Origin of the sequence: Ochrobactrum sp. Q0168, from assembly GCF_016427605.1 — a bacterium.
Classification (GTDB): Bacteria; Pseudomonadota; Alphaproteobacteria; order Rhizobiales; family Rhizobiaceae; genus Brucella.
In genome coordinates this window covers 481,245-496,320 of record NZ_JAELXQ010000002.1, presented here as the reverse complement: position 1 = coordinate 496,320, position 15,076 = coordinate 481,245, and the positions used below count along the sequence as shown (strand labels likewise).

Genomic DNA, 15,076 nt, shown 5'->3' with positions numbered 1-15,076 from the left:
TGAAGCTGGAATGGAAAGGGCAGCGGAAACGCTGCCCTTTTTGCTTTTATACGGTCGTTCGATGATGCATTCTGACATGATCAAATAACTCTCTGGTTCTCCCTCATGCCCATCGTCCGCGATTTTAACCCCACCGATATCGATGCCATCACTGCAATCTATACCGAAGCGGTATTGAACGGTTCCGGGTCCTATGAGGTGGAGCCGCCATCGCGCGACGACCTGCGGCAGCGCTTCGACGGCTTTGTCGCGCAGGGATTTCCAATTCTGATCGCGGAAGAGGAGGGCGTGGTTCTGGGCTATGCCTATGCCAGCTATTTTCGCACCAGACCGGCCTATCGCTGGCTTGCGGAGGATTCGATCTATATCGCGCCAGAGGCCAAGAAGAAGGGCGTCGGCAAGCTTCTGCTGCGCGAGCTGATCGAACGGGTGACCGCGCTGGGTTTCCGGCAGCTTCTGGCTGTCATCGGCGATGGTGAAAACAATATCGGTTCGGTGCGACTGCATGAAAGCCTGGGCTTCCGACATTGCGGACGGATCGAAGGCTCGGGCTTCAAGCATGGGCGCTGGCTGGATACGGTGCTGATGCAGCTGCCGCTCAATGGCGGGCGCACGCTTGAGCCCGGAGCGCCGCCGCTGTCCTCATCCTGAGGAGCCGCTGAAAGCGGCGTCGCGAAGGATCAGGCTTCCACGAGTTTCAGGCTCTTGTCGAAAACGCGCAGCACGCGCTCCAGTTCATGGCCGCGCTTCATGATGAGACCGCTTGCGGCGATGACCGAATAAGCACCTTGCTTCTGCGCCAGCTTGGGATTTTTCTCGATCCGGAACAGCGGAACCTCGCTGGCCCGCCGAAAAATGGAAAAGACGGCCCGGTCGCTCAGATGGTCGATGGCGTAGTCACGCCAGGCACCGCCGGCGACCATGCGGCCATAGATGTTGAGAATCTTGCCAAGTTCATGCCGGTCGAAACTGATGGTGGAGGGGGCCGGTCTGGCGCGGTCGAGTGAGACGACCTTTGGCGACGCGGCCGAGTTGGACGAGGACGACGAATCCTCGCTTGCTGCGCTTGAAATATCCATGTCCTTCCTTTCAGCCTTGTGGGTGGCGAAGCGGCAGGTGCGCTTGAAACGATACGCATGACAGGAGGGTGATGCTTTTGTGAAACAAATTCAAGTGCGAGAAGCCGCAGCACCGTTCAAATGACCGGGATTTCCCTCACAAAACGCTGGATTTTGCGCGCGGGCCGCTATGCATTAGCTATTCACGAAAAACGAAAGTCTGTCGGCAATGGTGATCGTTGAACACATTTTCGCCTTGTCTGCTTCGCATTCCAGCCTGATTATGGCTTCAGCATCCACGTGTTGCCTGAGACGGTTCGGTTCGGGTATGTCCGACCCCAAGCCCCCCGCCCAAAGGACTGCCCGAGCCGAACCAACTTCCGTCCGACCGCGCCGCAACACCATGTCATCCCGCTTTAGTTAGCTTAACGCCACCGTCTGCCGCCCAATGGACGACCATGACTGGCCTATAACGCCAAGGGTCAGAGACCGACCGGCGTCTCCTCCTTAAACATGGCCGCGCCATGGATCCGTCCGAGCGAGTTGTCGCCGCGCGTTTCCTGCAGAATGACCGCGCAACCGGAAACATCCTTGCGCTTCAATTCGGAGGCGGGGAGTTCGATTTTCAGCGCCTTGCCGTCCCACATGCCGATCGTGTTTATCTCGCTCACCGTGTTTCGGTAGGTGATATCCTGACCAGCATTTTCGCCCTCGGTGATCGGTATGGTCACCGCATCGCGGAAATAGAACAGAACCACATGCACCGGGGACTTCGGCTTCTCACCTGAACCAATGTCGATGGACAGACGGCCATCATCGAGCCGGTCGATCGTGAGGGGCACCGTCAGCTTTTCGGCGGCGACCTGTGCATTGATGGCTCCGGCATCGCGACCATTGACCTCGGCACGGCCATTGATGATGGCCTGCGGCGTATAGATCATGCGCGCGTTGAAGGAGTTGCGATAGGCGTTCTGCCGGTCGGTATTATCCTGAGTGGCAAGCGTGTCGCGCCATCCCATATAATCCCAGTAATTAACGTGAAACGACAGGGCCAGTACGCTCGGATCATCGGCAAATTTGGCAAAGTTTTGGTCCGCCTTCGGGCAGGATTTGCAGCCCTGACTGGTGAAAAGCTCGATAACGGCGGTTTTCTTGGCCGCAGTATCAGCCGATGCAGAGCCTTGCATGGAAACACAGCCGGTGAATGCCAGCCCCAGAACGGCGCAGACATTGCGCCAACCCGGCACAGAATCGCCGGTCAGCCATGTGGCTGTTCCATAGAAAGCGGGCTGAATGGTCACTTTATATGATCCTACATTTAATTGACGATGACATCTATTATGTAGGAATTACCCCGATCAATGGGAATTCACGTTGCGGTGAGATTCCGGGGCGAGTGTGCTCTATTTGCGTCAGAAACGAAAAAAGCCGCCGGATTGCTCCGGCGGCTTTTTGTTTCAATTGGGCGCTGATTAAGCAGCGAGATCACGCAGAACGGTCTGCAGAATGCCGCCGTTCTTCATGTAGTCGAGCTCGTCCAGCGTATCGATGCGGCAGATGAGCGGAACCTTCTTCACCGAGCCGTCGGCATAGGTGATGGAAGCTTCGACCTTCTGACGCGGACGCACATCGGCCAGACCTTCGATGGTGACGATTTCGTCGCCCTTGAGGCCAAGCGTCTGCCAGCTGGTGCCTTCCTCGAAGACGAAAGGCACAATGCCCATGCCCACGAGGTTGGAGCGGTGGATACGCTCGAAGGACTGTGCGATCACGGCCTTGACGCCCAGCAGGTTGGTGCCCTTGGCAGCCCAGTCACGCGAAGAACCGTTGCCGTATTCGACGCCTGCGAAGACGACGAGCGGAACGCCCTCGGCCTTGTACTGCATGGCAGCATCATAGATCGAGGTTTCTTCCTTCGACGGGTAATGGATGGTGTAGCCGCCTTCACGTCCGTTTTCGCCCAGCATGTGGTTGCGAATGCGGATATTTGCGAAGGTGCCGCGCATCATCACTTCATGATTGCCGCGACGCGTGCCGTACTGGTTGAAGTCGGCAACGCCGACGCCATGGTCCAGCAGATACTTGCCGGCAGGCGACTGCGCCTTGATGGAACCGGCAGGCGAAATGTGGTCGGTCGTGATCTTGTCGCCGAAGAGGCCAAGAATACGAGCGCCCTTGACGTCGCCGATCGTGCCGGCCGACTTGCCCATGCCGACGAAATAAGGCGGGTTCTGCACATAGGTCGAGTTGTCGTCCCATGCATAGGTCTGGCCCGCAGGAACCTGAACGGCCTGCCAGTTTTCGTCGCCCTTGAACACATCCGCATATTTCTCCGAGAATATCTTGCGGGTGACGTTCTTGGCGATGAAATCCTGGATTTCCTGAGAGGAAGGCCAGATATCGCGCAGGAATACCGGGTTGCCATTCTGGTCTTCGCCAATCGGCTCCTTGGTCAGGTCTTTGGTGACCGTACCGGCAAGAGCGTGGGCGACGACGAGCGGTGGCGACGCGAGGTAGTTAGCCTGCACGTCCGGAGAGACGCGGCCTTCGAAGTTACGGTTGCCGGACAGGACGGCAGCCGCGATCAGGCCCTTTTCATTGATCGTCTTGGAGATCGGCGCAGGCAGCGGACCGGAATTACCGATGCAGGTGGTGCAGCCGAAGCCGACGAGGTTGAAGCCGAGCGCATCGAGATCCTTCTGCAGGCCAGCGGATTCGAGATAGGCGGCAACGACCTGAGAGCCGGGAGCAAGCGACGTCTTGACCCAAGGCTTGGTCTTGAGACCCTTGGCGACGGCGTTGCGGGCCAGCAGACCAGCAGCAATCAGCACGCTTGGGTTCGAGGTGTTGGTGCAGGACGTGATAGCGGCAATCACCACATCGCCATGGCCGAGATCGTAGTCTTCGCCTTCAACGGCATAACGCGTGGTCTGGCCGGTGGTTTTCTTGTACTCGTTTTCGAGCGAGGTAGCGAAGCCAGAGCCGATGTTTTCCAGCGGAATGCGGCCTTCCGGACGCTTCGGACCAGCCATCGACGGAACGACGTCGCCCATGTCGAGTTCGAGAATATCGGTGAAGACCGGATCGGCTGCACCCTTGTCGCGCCACATGCCCTGCGCACGGCAGTAAGCTTCAACCAGCTCGATGCGGTGTTCGTCGCGACCGGTGGTGTTCATGTAGTTGAGCGTTTCGCGGTCAACCGGGAAGAAGCCGCAGGTTGCGCCATATTCCGGGCCCATGTTTGCGATGGTCGCACGGTCGGCCAGCGTCATGTTTTCGAGGCCTTCGCCGAAGAATTCGACGAACTTGCCGACAACGCCCTTCTTGCGCAGCATCTGCGTGACGGTGAGAACGAGGTCGGTCGCGGTGACGCCTTCCTTGATCTTGCCGGTTAGGCGGAAGCCCACGACTTCCGGCAGAAGCATGGAAACCGGCTGGCCAAGCATGGCCGCTTCAGCTTCGATGCCGCCCACGCCCCAACCCAGAACGCCAAGACCATTGACCATGGTGGTGTGGCTGTCGGTGCCGACGCAGGTGTCAGGATAGGCAACGGTTTCGCCGTCTTCTTCCTTGGTCCAGACCGCCTGGGCCAGATATTCGAGGTTCACCTGATGGCAGATGCCGGTGCCAGGAGGAACGACGCGGAAATTCTGGAAGGCCTGCTGGCCCCACTTGAGGAAGCGGTAGCGTTCGCCGTTGCGCTGATATTCCAGGTCCACATTGGCCTTGAACGCGCTTGGATTGCCGAATTCGTCAACGATGACCGAGTGATCGATGACCAGATCTACGGGCACGAGCGGGTTGATCTTTTCCGGGTCGCCGCCGAGCGCCTTGAGGCCGTCGCGCATGGCTGCAAGGTCAACAACGGCTGGAACGCCAGTGAAGTCCTGCATCAGCACGCGCGCTGGGCGATAGGCAATTTCGGCGCCTGCGGAACCGCGGTCGTTCAGCCACTTGGCGACAGCTTCGATGTCCGACTTCTTGACGGAGCGGTCGTCCTCGAAGCGGAGCAGGTTCTCAAGAAGAACCTTCATGGAGAAAGGAAGCTTGGAAACGCCCTCAAGGCCGTTCTTTTCGGCTTCGGTCAGGCTGTAATAGACATAGTCTTTGCCGCCGACGGTGAGGGTTTTGCGACATTTGAAGCTGTCAATGTGTGACACTGCGTTCGTCCTTATGCTACTGGCCGGAAAACCAGGACGAACGCCTAGGCTAGCGTTTCAAGGACGCGCCAAGGTGCGGGTGCAGTCATTTCCGCTGTCCGTCCCGAAGCCTGGGTCCTTACGGGCGCCAGGTGTTTGAGATCGGCCAAAAATGGTTTCCACGCCGACCGCTGGCGTGGTAGCCCTCATATAGAGAGTTTTCTAAAACGATTCCAGACTGAATTTCGTGAATTCGCTGCCTTGCGGCGAAATGTTGCGATCCTTCCGTTTGTTCCCGAAACTTGGGGAGCCGGTTGGTTTTTGAGGAGAGAAAATGCGGCTGGAAGCCGAAAATCTGGGTGGCGAACGGGGCGGCGAGACGATCTTCTCCAATCTTTCCTTCACGCTTGAGAGCGGGGAGGCGCTGGTGGTGACCGGCCCGAACGGGTCTGGCAAATCCACCTTGCTTCGAATCATCTGCGGTCTCCTCGCGCCGGAAGAAGGGCGGATCACACTGACCGAGGATGGCGTATCGCTGCCCTTGCAGGCGGCCTGTCATTATCTCGGCCATCAAAATGCGATGAAACCGGCCTTGAGCGTGCGCGAAAATCTTTTGTTCTGGCAACGGTTCAACGGCGCGGGAGCGCTCGAAATTGATAACGCGCTGGAAGCCGTCAACCTGCCTGGCGTCGAACATCTGCCTTTCGGCTATCTCTCCACCGGGCAAAAGCGCCGTGTGTCTATTGCCAAGCTTCTGGTCAGCCATCGTCCGCTATGGATTGTCGATGAGCCGACGGCAGGTCTCGACAAGGCGTCCGAAGCCCGCTTTGCCGGGCTGATGCGCGACCATCTGCAACAGGGCGGCATGATCATCGCGGCCACACATATTCCGCTGGGGCTGGAGGGTGTGAACACGCTCGATATGGCCAATTTCTCGCATGAGGCCCTTTGATGCTGGCGCTGTTCCTTCGCGACATGCGCCTGAGTTTTCGTGCGGGCGGCGGCGCACTGGTCGGCATATTGTTCTTTCTCGCCGTCATTTCGGTGATGCCATTCGGCGTCGGCCCGGACCTCAATCTGCTGGCGCGGATCGGCCCGGCCATGTTGTGGATCGGCGCCTTGCTGGCGACGCTGCTAGGGCTTGATCGGCTGTTTCAGGCTGACCGCGATGATGGCTCGCTCGATCTGCTGCTGATCGGCTCCGACCGGCATATGCTGGCGCTCACGGTGCTGGTCAAATGCATCGCGCACTGGGCGTCGAGCGTGCTGCCGCTGGTGATCGCATCGCCGATGCTCGGCCTTTTCATGAATATGGATGCAGCGGCAATTGGCGCGACCACCCTCACGCTTCTGGTCGGCACGCCCGCCATTGCCTTTGTGGGCGCGGTGGGGGCGGCGCTGGCGGTGGCTTTGCCGCGCGGCGGACTGCTCGTTTCGGTGATCGTGCTGCCGCTTACCATTCCGGTTCTCATTTTTGGTGTATCTGCTTCTTATGGAGCGACGGTAGACAACGCCCCCTTTCTGGCTCCATTTCTGGTACTGGCCGCGCTGACGTTGTTTTTTGCGGTGCTGGGACCGCTGGCCGCGAGCGCCGCATTGAAGAGTTCGACCGATTGAGCATGATCCCGAAAAGTGGGAACCGGTTTTCGGAATCGGATCATGCTCGACCGATTGACGCAGTTGATTGCGGTCAATTGAACGGCATGAGGGGGGAGGGTAAGTATAAGCCATGACGAAAGACGCTGTGAAAACCGCAAGCTGGCTCGATATGGCCAACCCCACCCGCTTCCTCGCTTTTGCGGGCAAGGTTTTGCCGTGGCTTGCGGGGCTTGCCGTTCTGTTTCTCGCCGTCGGTCTCGCCATGGTCTTCCTGTCGCCAGACGATTACCAGCAGGGCCTCACGGTCCGCATCATGTATATCCATGTGCCTTTCGCATGGCTTTCCATGATGTGCTATTCGATCATGGCCGTGTCGGCACTGGGAACGCTGGTCTGGCGGCATCCGCTGGCCGACGTCTCGATCCGGGCCGCAGCGCCGCTTGGCGCGGTGTTCACAGCCTTGGCGCTGGCCACGGGTTCGCTCTGGGGCAAGCCCATGTGGGGCACGTGGTGGGTGTGGGATGCACGCCTGACCTCGGTTTTCGTGCTGTTCCTGATGTATCTCGGCATTATCGCGCTATCGCGCGCTTTCGCCGATCCGGCCAAAAGTGCAAAGCCGGTGGCGGTACTGACGCTGGTGGGCTTCATCAATATCCCGATCATCAAATTCTCGGTCGACTGGTGGAACACGCTGCACCAGCCTGCGTCCGTTTTCCGTATGGGCGGCCCGACCATCGATGCGTCCATGCTGCGCCCGTTATTCGTGATGGCGATTGGTTTCACGCTTTTGTTCTTTGCGCTGCATATGATGGCGATGCGCAACGAAATCTGGCGTCGCCGCGTGGCTTCGATGAAGAAGCTCGCCGCCCGCAATGCCGATCACAAACGCAGCAAACAAATGCAGGAGGAGGGCGCGCTATGAGCAATCATCTCGGTTTCGTCATGGCCGCTTATGGCATCACCATCGCGGCGCTTATCCTGACTGTTGGCTGGATATTCATCGATCAGCGCATCCAGAAGAACGAGCTGAAGCGGCTTGAGGCGCAGGGCGTACGTCGCCGTTCCTCGAAGCCAGCCGGGTCGGCACAATGAGCGAAACGACGCAAAAGCCCGTCGCGCCGAAAAAGCGCGCCACATGGGTAGCGCTGCTTCCACTACTGGTCTTTGTGGGGCTGGCAGCCGTCTTTACCGTGCAGCTTCTATCCGGCAAGGATAGCTCGACCATTCCGTCCGCTTTAATCGGCAGGCAAGCGCCGCAAACCAATCTCCCGGCGGTTGATGGCTTGATGCGTAACGGCGTATCCGTGCCGGGCCTCAACAGCGAAGATTTCAAAACGGGTCCGGGGGGCAAGCTGACCCTGGTGAATGTCTGGGGGTCGTGGTGCGTTCCCTGCCGTCAGGAGCATCCCCTTTTGATGGAAATCGCCAAGGACAGCCGCATCCGTCTGGTGGGCCTCAATTATAAGGACCAGCCCGAAAACGCCCGCCGTTTTCTGGGCGATCTCGGCAATCCCTTTGCCGCTGTCGGCGCCGACCGTGCGGGTCGTTCAGCCATCGAATGGGGCGTCTATGGCGTGCCCGAAACCTTCCTCGTCGGCCCGGACGGCAAGATCATCTACAAGCATGTCGGACCGTTTACGCCGGAGTCGGTCAAGAACGATCTGATGCCCGCGGTGGCGAAGGCTCTTCAGTAATCTACGGAGGTTGCTGCGCTACTCTTTTCCCTCATCCTAAGGAGAGGAGCGAAGCAACAGATTTACAATGAGCCAAAATGAAAAAGCCCCGCGTTTGCGGGGCTTTTGCTTTTGTTATGATGAAGCCGATCAATCCGGCAGCTTACGCACAGCGCCCTTGGCGGCGCTGGTTGCCATGGAGGCGTAAGCCTTCAACGCGGTGGAAATCTTGCGCTTGCGCTCTTCGGCGGGCTTCCAGCCTTTTGCGTCCTGCTCTGCGCGGCGTTCGGCCAGCGTTGCATCGTCCACGGCGAGGTGGATCTTCCGGTTCGGAATGTCGATATCGATGATATCGCCTTCGCGCACCAGACCGATCGTGCCGCCTTCGGCAGCTTCCGGCGAAACGTGGCCGATGGAGAGGCCTGACGAGCCGCCCGAGAAACGACCGTCGGTGATCAGCGCGCAGGCCTTGCCCAGACCTTTCGACTTCAGATAGCTGGTCGGGTAGAGCATTTCCTGCATGCCGGGACCACCGCGCGGGCCTTCATAGCGGATCAGCACAATGTCGCCAGCCTTGATCTTGCCGTTCAGAATACCGAGCACAGCCGTATCCTGACTTTCGAAGATGCGCGCCGGGCCGGAGAACTTCAGGATGGAGTCATCCACGCCTGCCGTCTTCACGATGCAGCCGTCTTCGGCCAGATTACCGTAAAGCACGGCCAGACCGCCATCCTGGCTGAACGCGTGTTCCTTGGAGCGGATGACGCCCTTTTCGCGGTCGGTATCGACGCTGTCGAAGCGGCGTTCCTGGCTGAAAGCCACCTGCGTCGGCACGCCGCCGGGCGCAGCCGAGTAGAACTTGTGCACCATTTCGCTGTTGGTGCGGGTCACGTCCCAATGATCCAGAGCCTTGGCAACCGACTGGCTGTGCACGGTCGGCAGATCGGTATTGATCAGGCCCGCTTTGTCGAGCTGGCCGAGAATGCCCATGATGCCGCCCGCACGGTGCACATCTTCCATGTGAACCGTATTGTTGGCAGGCGCGACCTTGCAAAGCACCGGCACGCGACGCGACAGCCGGTCGATATCGGCCATGGTGAAATCGATTTCGGCTTCCTGCGCGGCGGCGAGAAGATGCAGAACAGTATTGGTCGAACCGCCCATGGCGATGTCGAGCGTCATGGCGTTTTCGAACGCCGGGAAGCTTGCAATCGAGCGCGGCAGCACGCTTTCATCGTCCTGCTCGTAATAACGGCGGGCGAGATCGACGACCAGATGACCGGCTTCCACGAAGAGGCGCTTGCGGTCGGCATGGGTTGCGAGCGTCGAACCATTGCCCGGCAGCGACAGGCCAAGCGCTTCGGTGAGGCAGTTCATCGAGTTCGCGGTGAACATGCCCGAGCAGGAGCCGCAGGTCGGGCAGGCGGAGCGTTCAATCGTCTTGACCTGCTCGTCGGTATAATGATCGTCAGCGGCGGCGACCATGGCGTCCACGAGGTCGAGCTTCTTGACCTGGTCGTCCCAGACAACCTTGCCCGCTTCCATCGGTCCGCCCGAAACGAACACGACCGGAATATTGAGGCGCAATGCGGCCATCAGCATGCCGGGGGTGATCTTATCGCAATTGGAAATGCAGACCATCGCATCGGCGCAATGGGCATTGACCATATATTCGACCGAGTCGGCGATGAGTTCACGCGAGGGCAGCGAGTAGAGCATGCCGTCATGGCCCATGGCGATGCCGTCATCGACCGCGATGGTGTTGAATTCCTTGGCGACGCCGCCAGCGCTTTCGATTTCGCGCGCGACGAGCTGGCCGAGATCCTTCAGATGCACGTGGCCCGGCACGAACTGCGTGAACGAGTTCACCACAGCAATAATCGGCTTGCCGAAATCCTCATCCTTCATGCCGGTGGCGCGCCATAGGCCGCGCGCACCCGCCATATTGCGGCCGTGGGTGGTTGTTCGCGAACGATAAGGAGGCATTTTCTGACCTTTTAGGAATTAAATCGAGGCGATTTCAAACCGCCCCATCCATTGATAGTAACCCATTTCCTGTCACAAAACCGTATCACGCTTTTGCTGGAAACATTCTAACTTCATTGCTGATATGACAGAACCCTTGCAGCAGGCAAAGAGCAAATTGCCCCATATTGCCAGCAGCAGGACCATTTGCAGATTTACGGACAACGAAAAGGGTTCTGGCGTGCGACAGCTCCGCAGGCGCAAGCGACTTCAATCTAGCACGTTATTGTTATAAAGCAAAAGATTTTGAGCTCAAAACGTAACGAAATTACTTGAACCTAATTTGCCGCTGTTGCCATGGCAGTGTCGAGGAGGGCATTTGCCGTCTTCATACGCTGCTCCGCCTCGGCGCGAAACTCTTGCGGCAGGCGGTCTGGATGGTTGCTGGCAGCAAACGAGCGGCGCAGGCGCTGAAGCTCAGCGCGCGTCAGGCCCGGGCGAAGATCAAGCTCCCGCCTTATTGCGTCAGGCGACTGGTTTTGCATGCGCATGGAGATTGCACGCCGCTCAGCTTCAAGCTGGTCGTTCTCCGCGGTCTTTTCCTCAACGTCGAAAAGCGGCGCTAAATCAACTTCCGGGCGCGAGGGTGCAGCGGTGTCGCCCAACCCTGCCGAAAAGAACGCTGATGCAAGATTGATCTGCGACCGGTGAATGGCCTCTTCGTGACCGCAATTGGCCTCGGCTTCTTTCAGGACAGTCGCAAAATCCGGGAACGCCCGCCGCATCGGTCTCAGCGCACCGCGACGTCTGAAAGCGCGGTGGCCAGTGTGCGGGTTAGTATGGTGGGCGGGATCGGCTTCTGGAAAACCGGCACTTCGGGATAGCGCGCTGCGAGTTCAGCGGGCAGCCCGCCGCCGGTATGGATGACGACGAATGTGTTGCGGCTTTTCAGCCGGTCGAGAATAGGCTCAATATTGCCGTCGGCTAGGTTCACGTCGAGGATGGCGGCGTCGACTTCGTTTCTACTGATGAGATCCATAGCCTGCCGGACAGTGCCGACCGGACCGACAACCGTTCCGTTCGCGTCTTCCACAGTCGCGGCAACGTCGAGAGCGACGAAAATTTCGTCCTCCACAACCAGTATGCGTCGCTGTTCAAGATCGTTCATCACTGTCTTTCACCTCTGCGGGAGCCCACTTTGCGAGGCCCACGCTTCCATGCAGAAAATGCGCGAACACTAAGGGTGGTTCCCTTCACGCCATGATAATCCACTTATGGTGAATCAAATCTTTACCGCCGGAAGGGTGCTCCAGAAGGCAATTAGCCTATAATCAGCCAATGCTTAAAAGGCCGTGAAAGTCAGCGTTGTCAGCGACCGCACGATATGGGGAATGTTGAGCACGTTCTCATTGATGAACTTGCCGATGTCGTCGCCCTCGGCGATATAAATTTTCGCCAGCAGGTCGAATTCGCCGCTGGTCGAATAAAGCTCGGACACGATCTCGCGCTGAAAGAGAGTATCGGCAACCTCATAGGTTTTACCGGGAGAGCACTGCAGTTGCAGGAAAACGGGCTTCATGTCTCTACCTTTCGCATCGATGGCGGCGTTCGAGGTTTCAAACACGGTCGGACGGGCGAAATCAAGTGCCATTGCGCGATAGACACCGCCCACTTGCTGCAAATTCTGTTCGAAACCCGATCGACCGCATAGCCAAAATCTGTGGTCAAAATGAGCGATGGGTGACAATTGCTCTGGTAATATATCAATTTCAGGTGATGATCGGCTTTGCGTCCAAAATCGCTGTTATAGTCCCGCGCTCTGCGTCGGAGTACAATTTTCACCATACACCGATGCATTTGCGAGGAGTATCCGAAGGTCTCATGAAATTTATGTCTGTTCTGTCTGCGGCTTTTGCCGTCGCTTGCCTTGTTTCTCTGGTATCGATGGCTTTGCCTGCTTCCGCAATGAATGCTTCCGAAAAAGCGCAGCTCGAAAAGCTTGATCCAGATACCCGTCTGGAGCAGCGTTGCGATGTGGAAGCCATGGAGCGGATAACCCGTGAACAGAATAAATTCTCGGTCGACAAGGTGCTTGCCTACGCTTTTTCCGATCCGGTAACGCGGAAAAACTCCATCGACGCAGAAGGTGCTGCCTTCCGCAGCCGCGAGCGCTGGTACAAGCTGGCCTTCACCTGCAAGACGGATGACGAGCACATCAACATAACATCTTTCCAATATGATATTGGCGATGAAGTCCCCGAAGACCAATGGGACAAGCATTATCTGGTGCCGTAATCCAATAATACACCTGTCTTTCTAAATAGTTTTTTGAGATGCGTCCAAATATTTGGGTTATGCGGTGCGCATATTTGCGTTTGTTCAATATTTTAGAAATAATTGGGATTGCCTGCTTGTGCAATGTGTGGTCTCTCTACACAAGTTGTTGATAAACTTATAATAATATTCGGTTTTTTTGGGATATGACGCTTAACATCATCGTTGGATTTATTGCTGTCGGGTTGCTGCTCTGGTATTTCAAATGTCGCAAGCTTGGCGCTGTTTCGATCGCCCTCGGTATTGTTCTATACAGTGCTATCGCGTCAGCCATCCTGCCCGATGATCTGATGAACCGCTTGCAGTCGCCCTATTCATCGACGCTGCAATCGCCGCTTGAAGACAACACCGCCTTTATCATTTTCGGTATGGGCACGCAGACCGTCATGGAGCGCGGGCAAAAGGTGGTCGAACCGCTCGCCTTTTCTTATGGGCCGCTCTTTGCCGCTGCCAGCATGAACCATCGCTGTATCGAGAGTGCCTTGAAATGCACCTTCATTGTCAGCGGTGCGGATGTGGCTGGAACGGGTGTTTCCGAGGCGGCATCGATTGCCGAGCAACTGGTGAAGGTCGGTATAGATCCCGATTCTATTCTGTTGGAGGAGAAAAGCCGGAATACCTGGCAGAACGCCAAAAACACTGCCGCGATTCTGCGCGCGATCAAGCCTGCGAAAGTCGTGCTCCTGCAAGCTGCGCCGATCATCCAGCGTGACTTGCTCTATCTGGCGCATTTCGGTGTAAAGCCCGAGCCGGTCGCAGCCGGTTTTCTGACGGTGGCGCATACCAATATGTCTTCGGCTGGCCTCTATTTTCTGATCACTGATCTGGCGCTGCATGAAGCGGTTGGTATTTGGCGCTACGACTTCTACAACTACATGGGCTGGAACGAGCCGAAACAGCCGCCGCTTGCGCTGGAGAGCGCGGTACCGACAACAAATCTCGCGCCCGCCCGGTGAGTTTTATGCTATCGCCCGGCGTGTTTCGATAGAGCAGCGGAAAAATTATCCCCGAAATGCCCATAAAAGTAAGCAGATTTTTCGAAGCCGTTTTAAATTTCGGTGAGGTTGTGGCATCCTGTCGTCAAAGACCTCTGATACTGTCCTGACCAATAGCTACTCGAGGGATAACCCGTGGGGGGACCCAAAGGAAACAATGGAGGCGGTCGTGAAATTATCGAGACTTTCGCTCACTTTGGCGGCATTGGTGGCAGCGGCTTCGCTGGCCGGAACCGTTCAGGCGAGCCACGCGGATCAAACACTTCTCAATGTGTCCTATGATCCGACGCGTGAACTTTACAAGGATTACAATGCAGCCTTTGCGGCGCATTGGAAGAAGGAAACCGGCGAAACCGTCACCATCCGCGCCTCGCATGGCGGTTCGGGTGCACAGGCTCGTTCGGTGATCGACGGCGTCAAGGCCGATGTCGTCACGCTGGCGCTTGAAAGCGATATCGACGCGATTGCTGCGCGCACCGGCAAGATTGACAAGGAATGGCGCAAGCGTCTGCCCAACAATTCCTCGCCCTATACGTCCACGATTGTTTTCCTGGTGCGCAAGGGCAATCCCAAGGCGATCAAGGACTGGGGCGATCTGGTGAAGGACGGCGTGGAAGTCATCACGCCGAACCCGAAGACCTCCGGCGGCGCGCGCTGGAACTACCTTGCCGCATGGGCCTGGGCCTATAAGCAGTATGGCGGCGACGAACAGAAGATCAAGGATTACATCGCTGACCTGTTCCGCCATGTGCCGGTGCTCGATACCGGTGCGCGCGGCGCGACCACCAGCTTCGTGCAGCGTCAGCTTGGCGATGTGCTGCTCGCCTGGGAAAACGAAGCCTATCTTTCCGTGGCCGAATTTGGCCAGGACGCGTTCGACATCGTCGTGCCGCCGCAATCCATCCTGGCCGAACCACCGGTCGCGGTCGTTGACAAGAACGCCGAGGAAAATGGCACCACCAAGCTGGCGCAGGCCTATCTTGAATATCTCTATTCGCCGGAAGGTCAGGCTATTGCAGCCAAGCATTTCTACCGTCCGTCGAAGCCGGACCTCATCCCGGCTGACCAGCAGCGCAAGCTTCCCGACCTGAAGCTCGTCACCATCGATGATCCGATTTTCGGCGGTTGGGCCAAGGCGCAGCCTTATCATTTCGGTGACGGAGGCACGTTCGACCAGATCTACAAGCCTAGCAAATAAGGGGCAGCCATTTTGGGAAAGCCGCGATCAACGCGGCTTATCCTATAATGCGCGGATAAAAAGCACAGTCAGCCCCGCAGGAACCGGAGCTGATATTTGCAGCCACTGAAAAAGG

16 protein-coding genes are annotated in these 15,076 nt (G+C 57.6%); 9 read left to right on the top strand and 7 right to left on the bottom strand.

What is annotated here, in order from left to right; genetic code table 11:
* Positions 1-105: 105 nt before the first annotated feature.
* The gene (locus JAU75_RS06595) at positions 106-651 is read left to right on the top strand and encodes a GNAT family N-acetyltransferase (protein WP_199055657.1); all 546 of its coding nucleotides are present in this window, start codon (positions 106-108) and stop codon (positions 649-651) included.
* 29 nt (positions 652-680) lie between these two features.
* Here the strand turns inward: JAU75_RS06595 and JAU75_RS06590 are convergent, their stop codons facing one another.
* The 3 genes from JAU75_RS06590 to acnA all read right to left on the bottom strand — a co-directional run bounded on the left by JAU75_RS06590 (position 681) and on the right by acnA (position 5,218).
* Positions 681-1,079 carry a DUF2794 domain-containing protein gene (locus tag JAU75_RS06590; RefSeq protein ID WP_199055656.1) on the bottom strand — a complete coding sequence of 133 codons (399 nt, stop codon included), beginning with the start codon at positions 1,077-1,079 and terminating at the stop codon, positions 681-683.
* A gap of 461 nt (positions 1,080-1,540) precedes the next feature.
* Complete coding sequence (locus JAU75_RS06585) at positions 1,541-2,275, bottom strand: thioredoxin family protein (RefSeq protein WP_199056020.1); 735 nt, start codon at positions 2,273-2,275, stop codon at positions 1,541-1,543.
* Positions 2,276-2,530: 255 nt separating this feature from the next.
* Entirely contained in the window at positions 2,531-5,218 is a 2,688-nt protein-coding gene (gene acnA / locus JAU75_RS06580; protein ID WP_199055655.1) for an aconitate hydratase AcnA, read from the bottom strand.
* Between the two features lie 313 nt (positions 5,219-5,531).
* On the opposite strand from acnA, the gene ccmA reads away from it, so the two are divergent.
* The 5 genes from ccmA (at position 5,532) to JAU75_RS06555 (ending at position 8,490) form a co-directional block, all read left to right on the top strand.
* Positions 5,532-6,149, top strand: coding sequence for a heme ABC exporter ATP-binding protein CcmA (gene ccmA / locus JAU75_RS06575; protein ID WP_199055654.1), 618 nt, complete (start codon positions 5,532-5,534; stop codon positions 6,147-6,149).
* Positions 6,149-6,814: a heme exporter protein CcmB gene (ccmB, locus tag JAU75_RS06570; protein WP_199055653.1), complete on the top strand. Its 666-nt coding sequence runs from the start codon at positions 6,149-6,151 to the stop codon at positions 6,812-6,814. Before ccmA ends, ccmB begins: the two co-directional genes overlap by 1 nt.
* 112 nt (positions 6,815-6,926) lie before the next feature.
* The gene (locus tag JAU75_RS06565; RefSeq protein ID WP_199055652.1) at positions 6,927-7,718 is read left to right on the top strand and encodes a heme ABC transporter permease; all 792 of its coding nucleotides are present in this window, start codon (positions 6,927-6,929) and stop codon (positions 7,716-7,718) included.
* Entirely contained in the window at positions 7,715-7,888 is a 174-nt protein-coding gene (gene ccmD, locus JAU75_RS06560; RefSeq protein WP_199055651.1) for a heme exporter protein CcmD, read from the top strand. Before JAU75_RS06565 ends, ccmD begins: the two co-directional genes overlap by 4 nt.
* Positions 7,885-8,490, top strand: coding sequence for a DsbE family thiol:disulfide interchange protein (locus JAU75_RS06555; RefSeq protein WP_199055649.1), 606 nt, complete (start codon positions 7,885-7,887; stop codon positions 8,488-8,490). Before ccmD ends, JAU75_RS06555 begins: the two co-directional genes overlap by 4 nt.
* A 129-nt stretch (positions 8,491-8,619) precedes the next feature.
* On the opposite strand, the gene ilvD is transcribed toward JAU75_RS06555, so the two are convergent.
* The 4 genes from ilvD to JAU75_RS06535 all read right to left on the bottom strand — a co-directional run bounded on the left by ilvD (position 8,620) and on the right by JAU75_RS06535 (position 12,013).
* Positions 8,620-10,455, bottom strand: coding sequence for a dihydroxy-acid dehydratase (gene ilvD / locus JAU75_RS06550; protein WP_199055647.1), 1,836 nt, complete (start codon positions 10,453-10,455; stop codon positions 8,620-8,622).
* A gap of 317 nt (positions 10,456-10,772) precedes the next feature.
* Positions 10,773-11,219, bottom strand: coding sequence for a hypothetical protein (locus JAU75_RS06545; RefSeq protein ID WP_199055645.1), 447 nt, complete (start codon positions 11,217-11,219; stop codon positions 10,773-10,775).
* A gap of 5 nt (positions 11,220-11,224) precedes the next feature.
* Entirely contained in the window at positions 11,225-11,602 is a 378-nt protein-coding gene (locus JAU75_RS06540; protein WP_199055643.1) for a response regulator, read from the bottom strand.
* A 174-nt stretch (positions 11,603-11,776) separates the two neighbouring features.
* Positions 11,777-12,013 carry an Lrp/AsnC ligand binding domain-containing protein gene (locus JAU75_RS06535; RefSeq protein ID WP_199056019.1) on the bottom strand — a complete coding sequence of 79 codons (237 nt, stop codon included), beginning with the start codon at positions 12,011-12,013 and terminating at the stop codon, positions 11,777-11,779.
* A 302-nt stretch (positions 12,014-12,315) separates the two neighbouring features.
* On the opposite strand from JAU75_RS06535, the gene JAU75_RS06530 reads away from it, so the two are divergent.
* The 3 genes from JAU75_RS06530 (at position 12,316) to JAU75_RS06520 (ending at position 14,961) form a co-directional block, all read left to right on the top strand.
* On the top strand, positions 12,316-12,729 hold the full coding sequence (locus JAU75_RS06530) for a DUF930 domain-containing protein (RefSeq protein WP_199055641.1): 414 nt from the start codon (positions 12,316-12,318) through the stop codon (positions 12,727-12,729).
* Positions 12,730-12,914: 185 nt separating this feature from the next.
* Positions 12,915-13,724, top strand: a complete 810-nt coding sequence (locus JAU75_RS06525) for an ElyC/SanA/YdcF family protein (RefSeq protein ID WP_199055639.1) — start codon at positions 12,915-12,917, stop codon at positions 13,722-13,724.
* Positions 13,725-13,932: 208 nt separating this feature from the next.
* A complete protein-coding gene (locus JAU75_RS06520; RefSeq protein ID WP_199055637.1) occupies positions 13,933-14,961 on the top strand; it encodes a sulfate ABC transporter substrate-binding protein in 1,029 nt (342 codons plus the stop codon).
* The last annotated feature ends 115 nt before the right edge of the window (positions 14,962-15,076 follow it).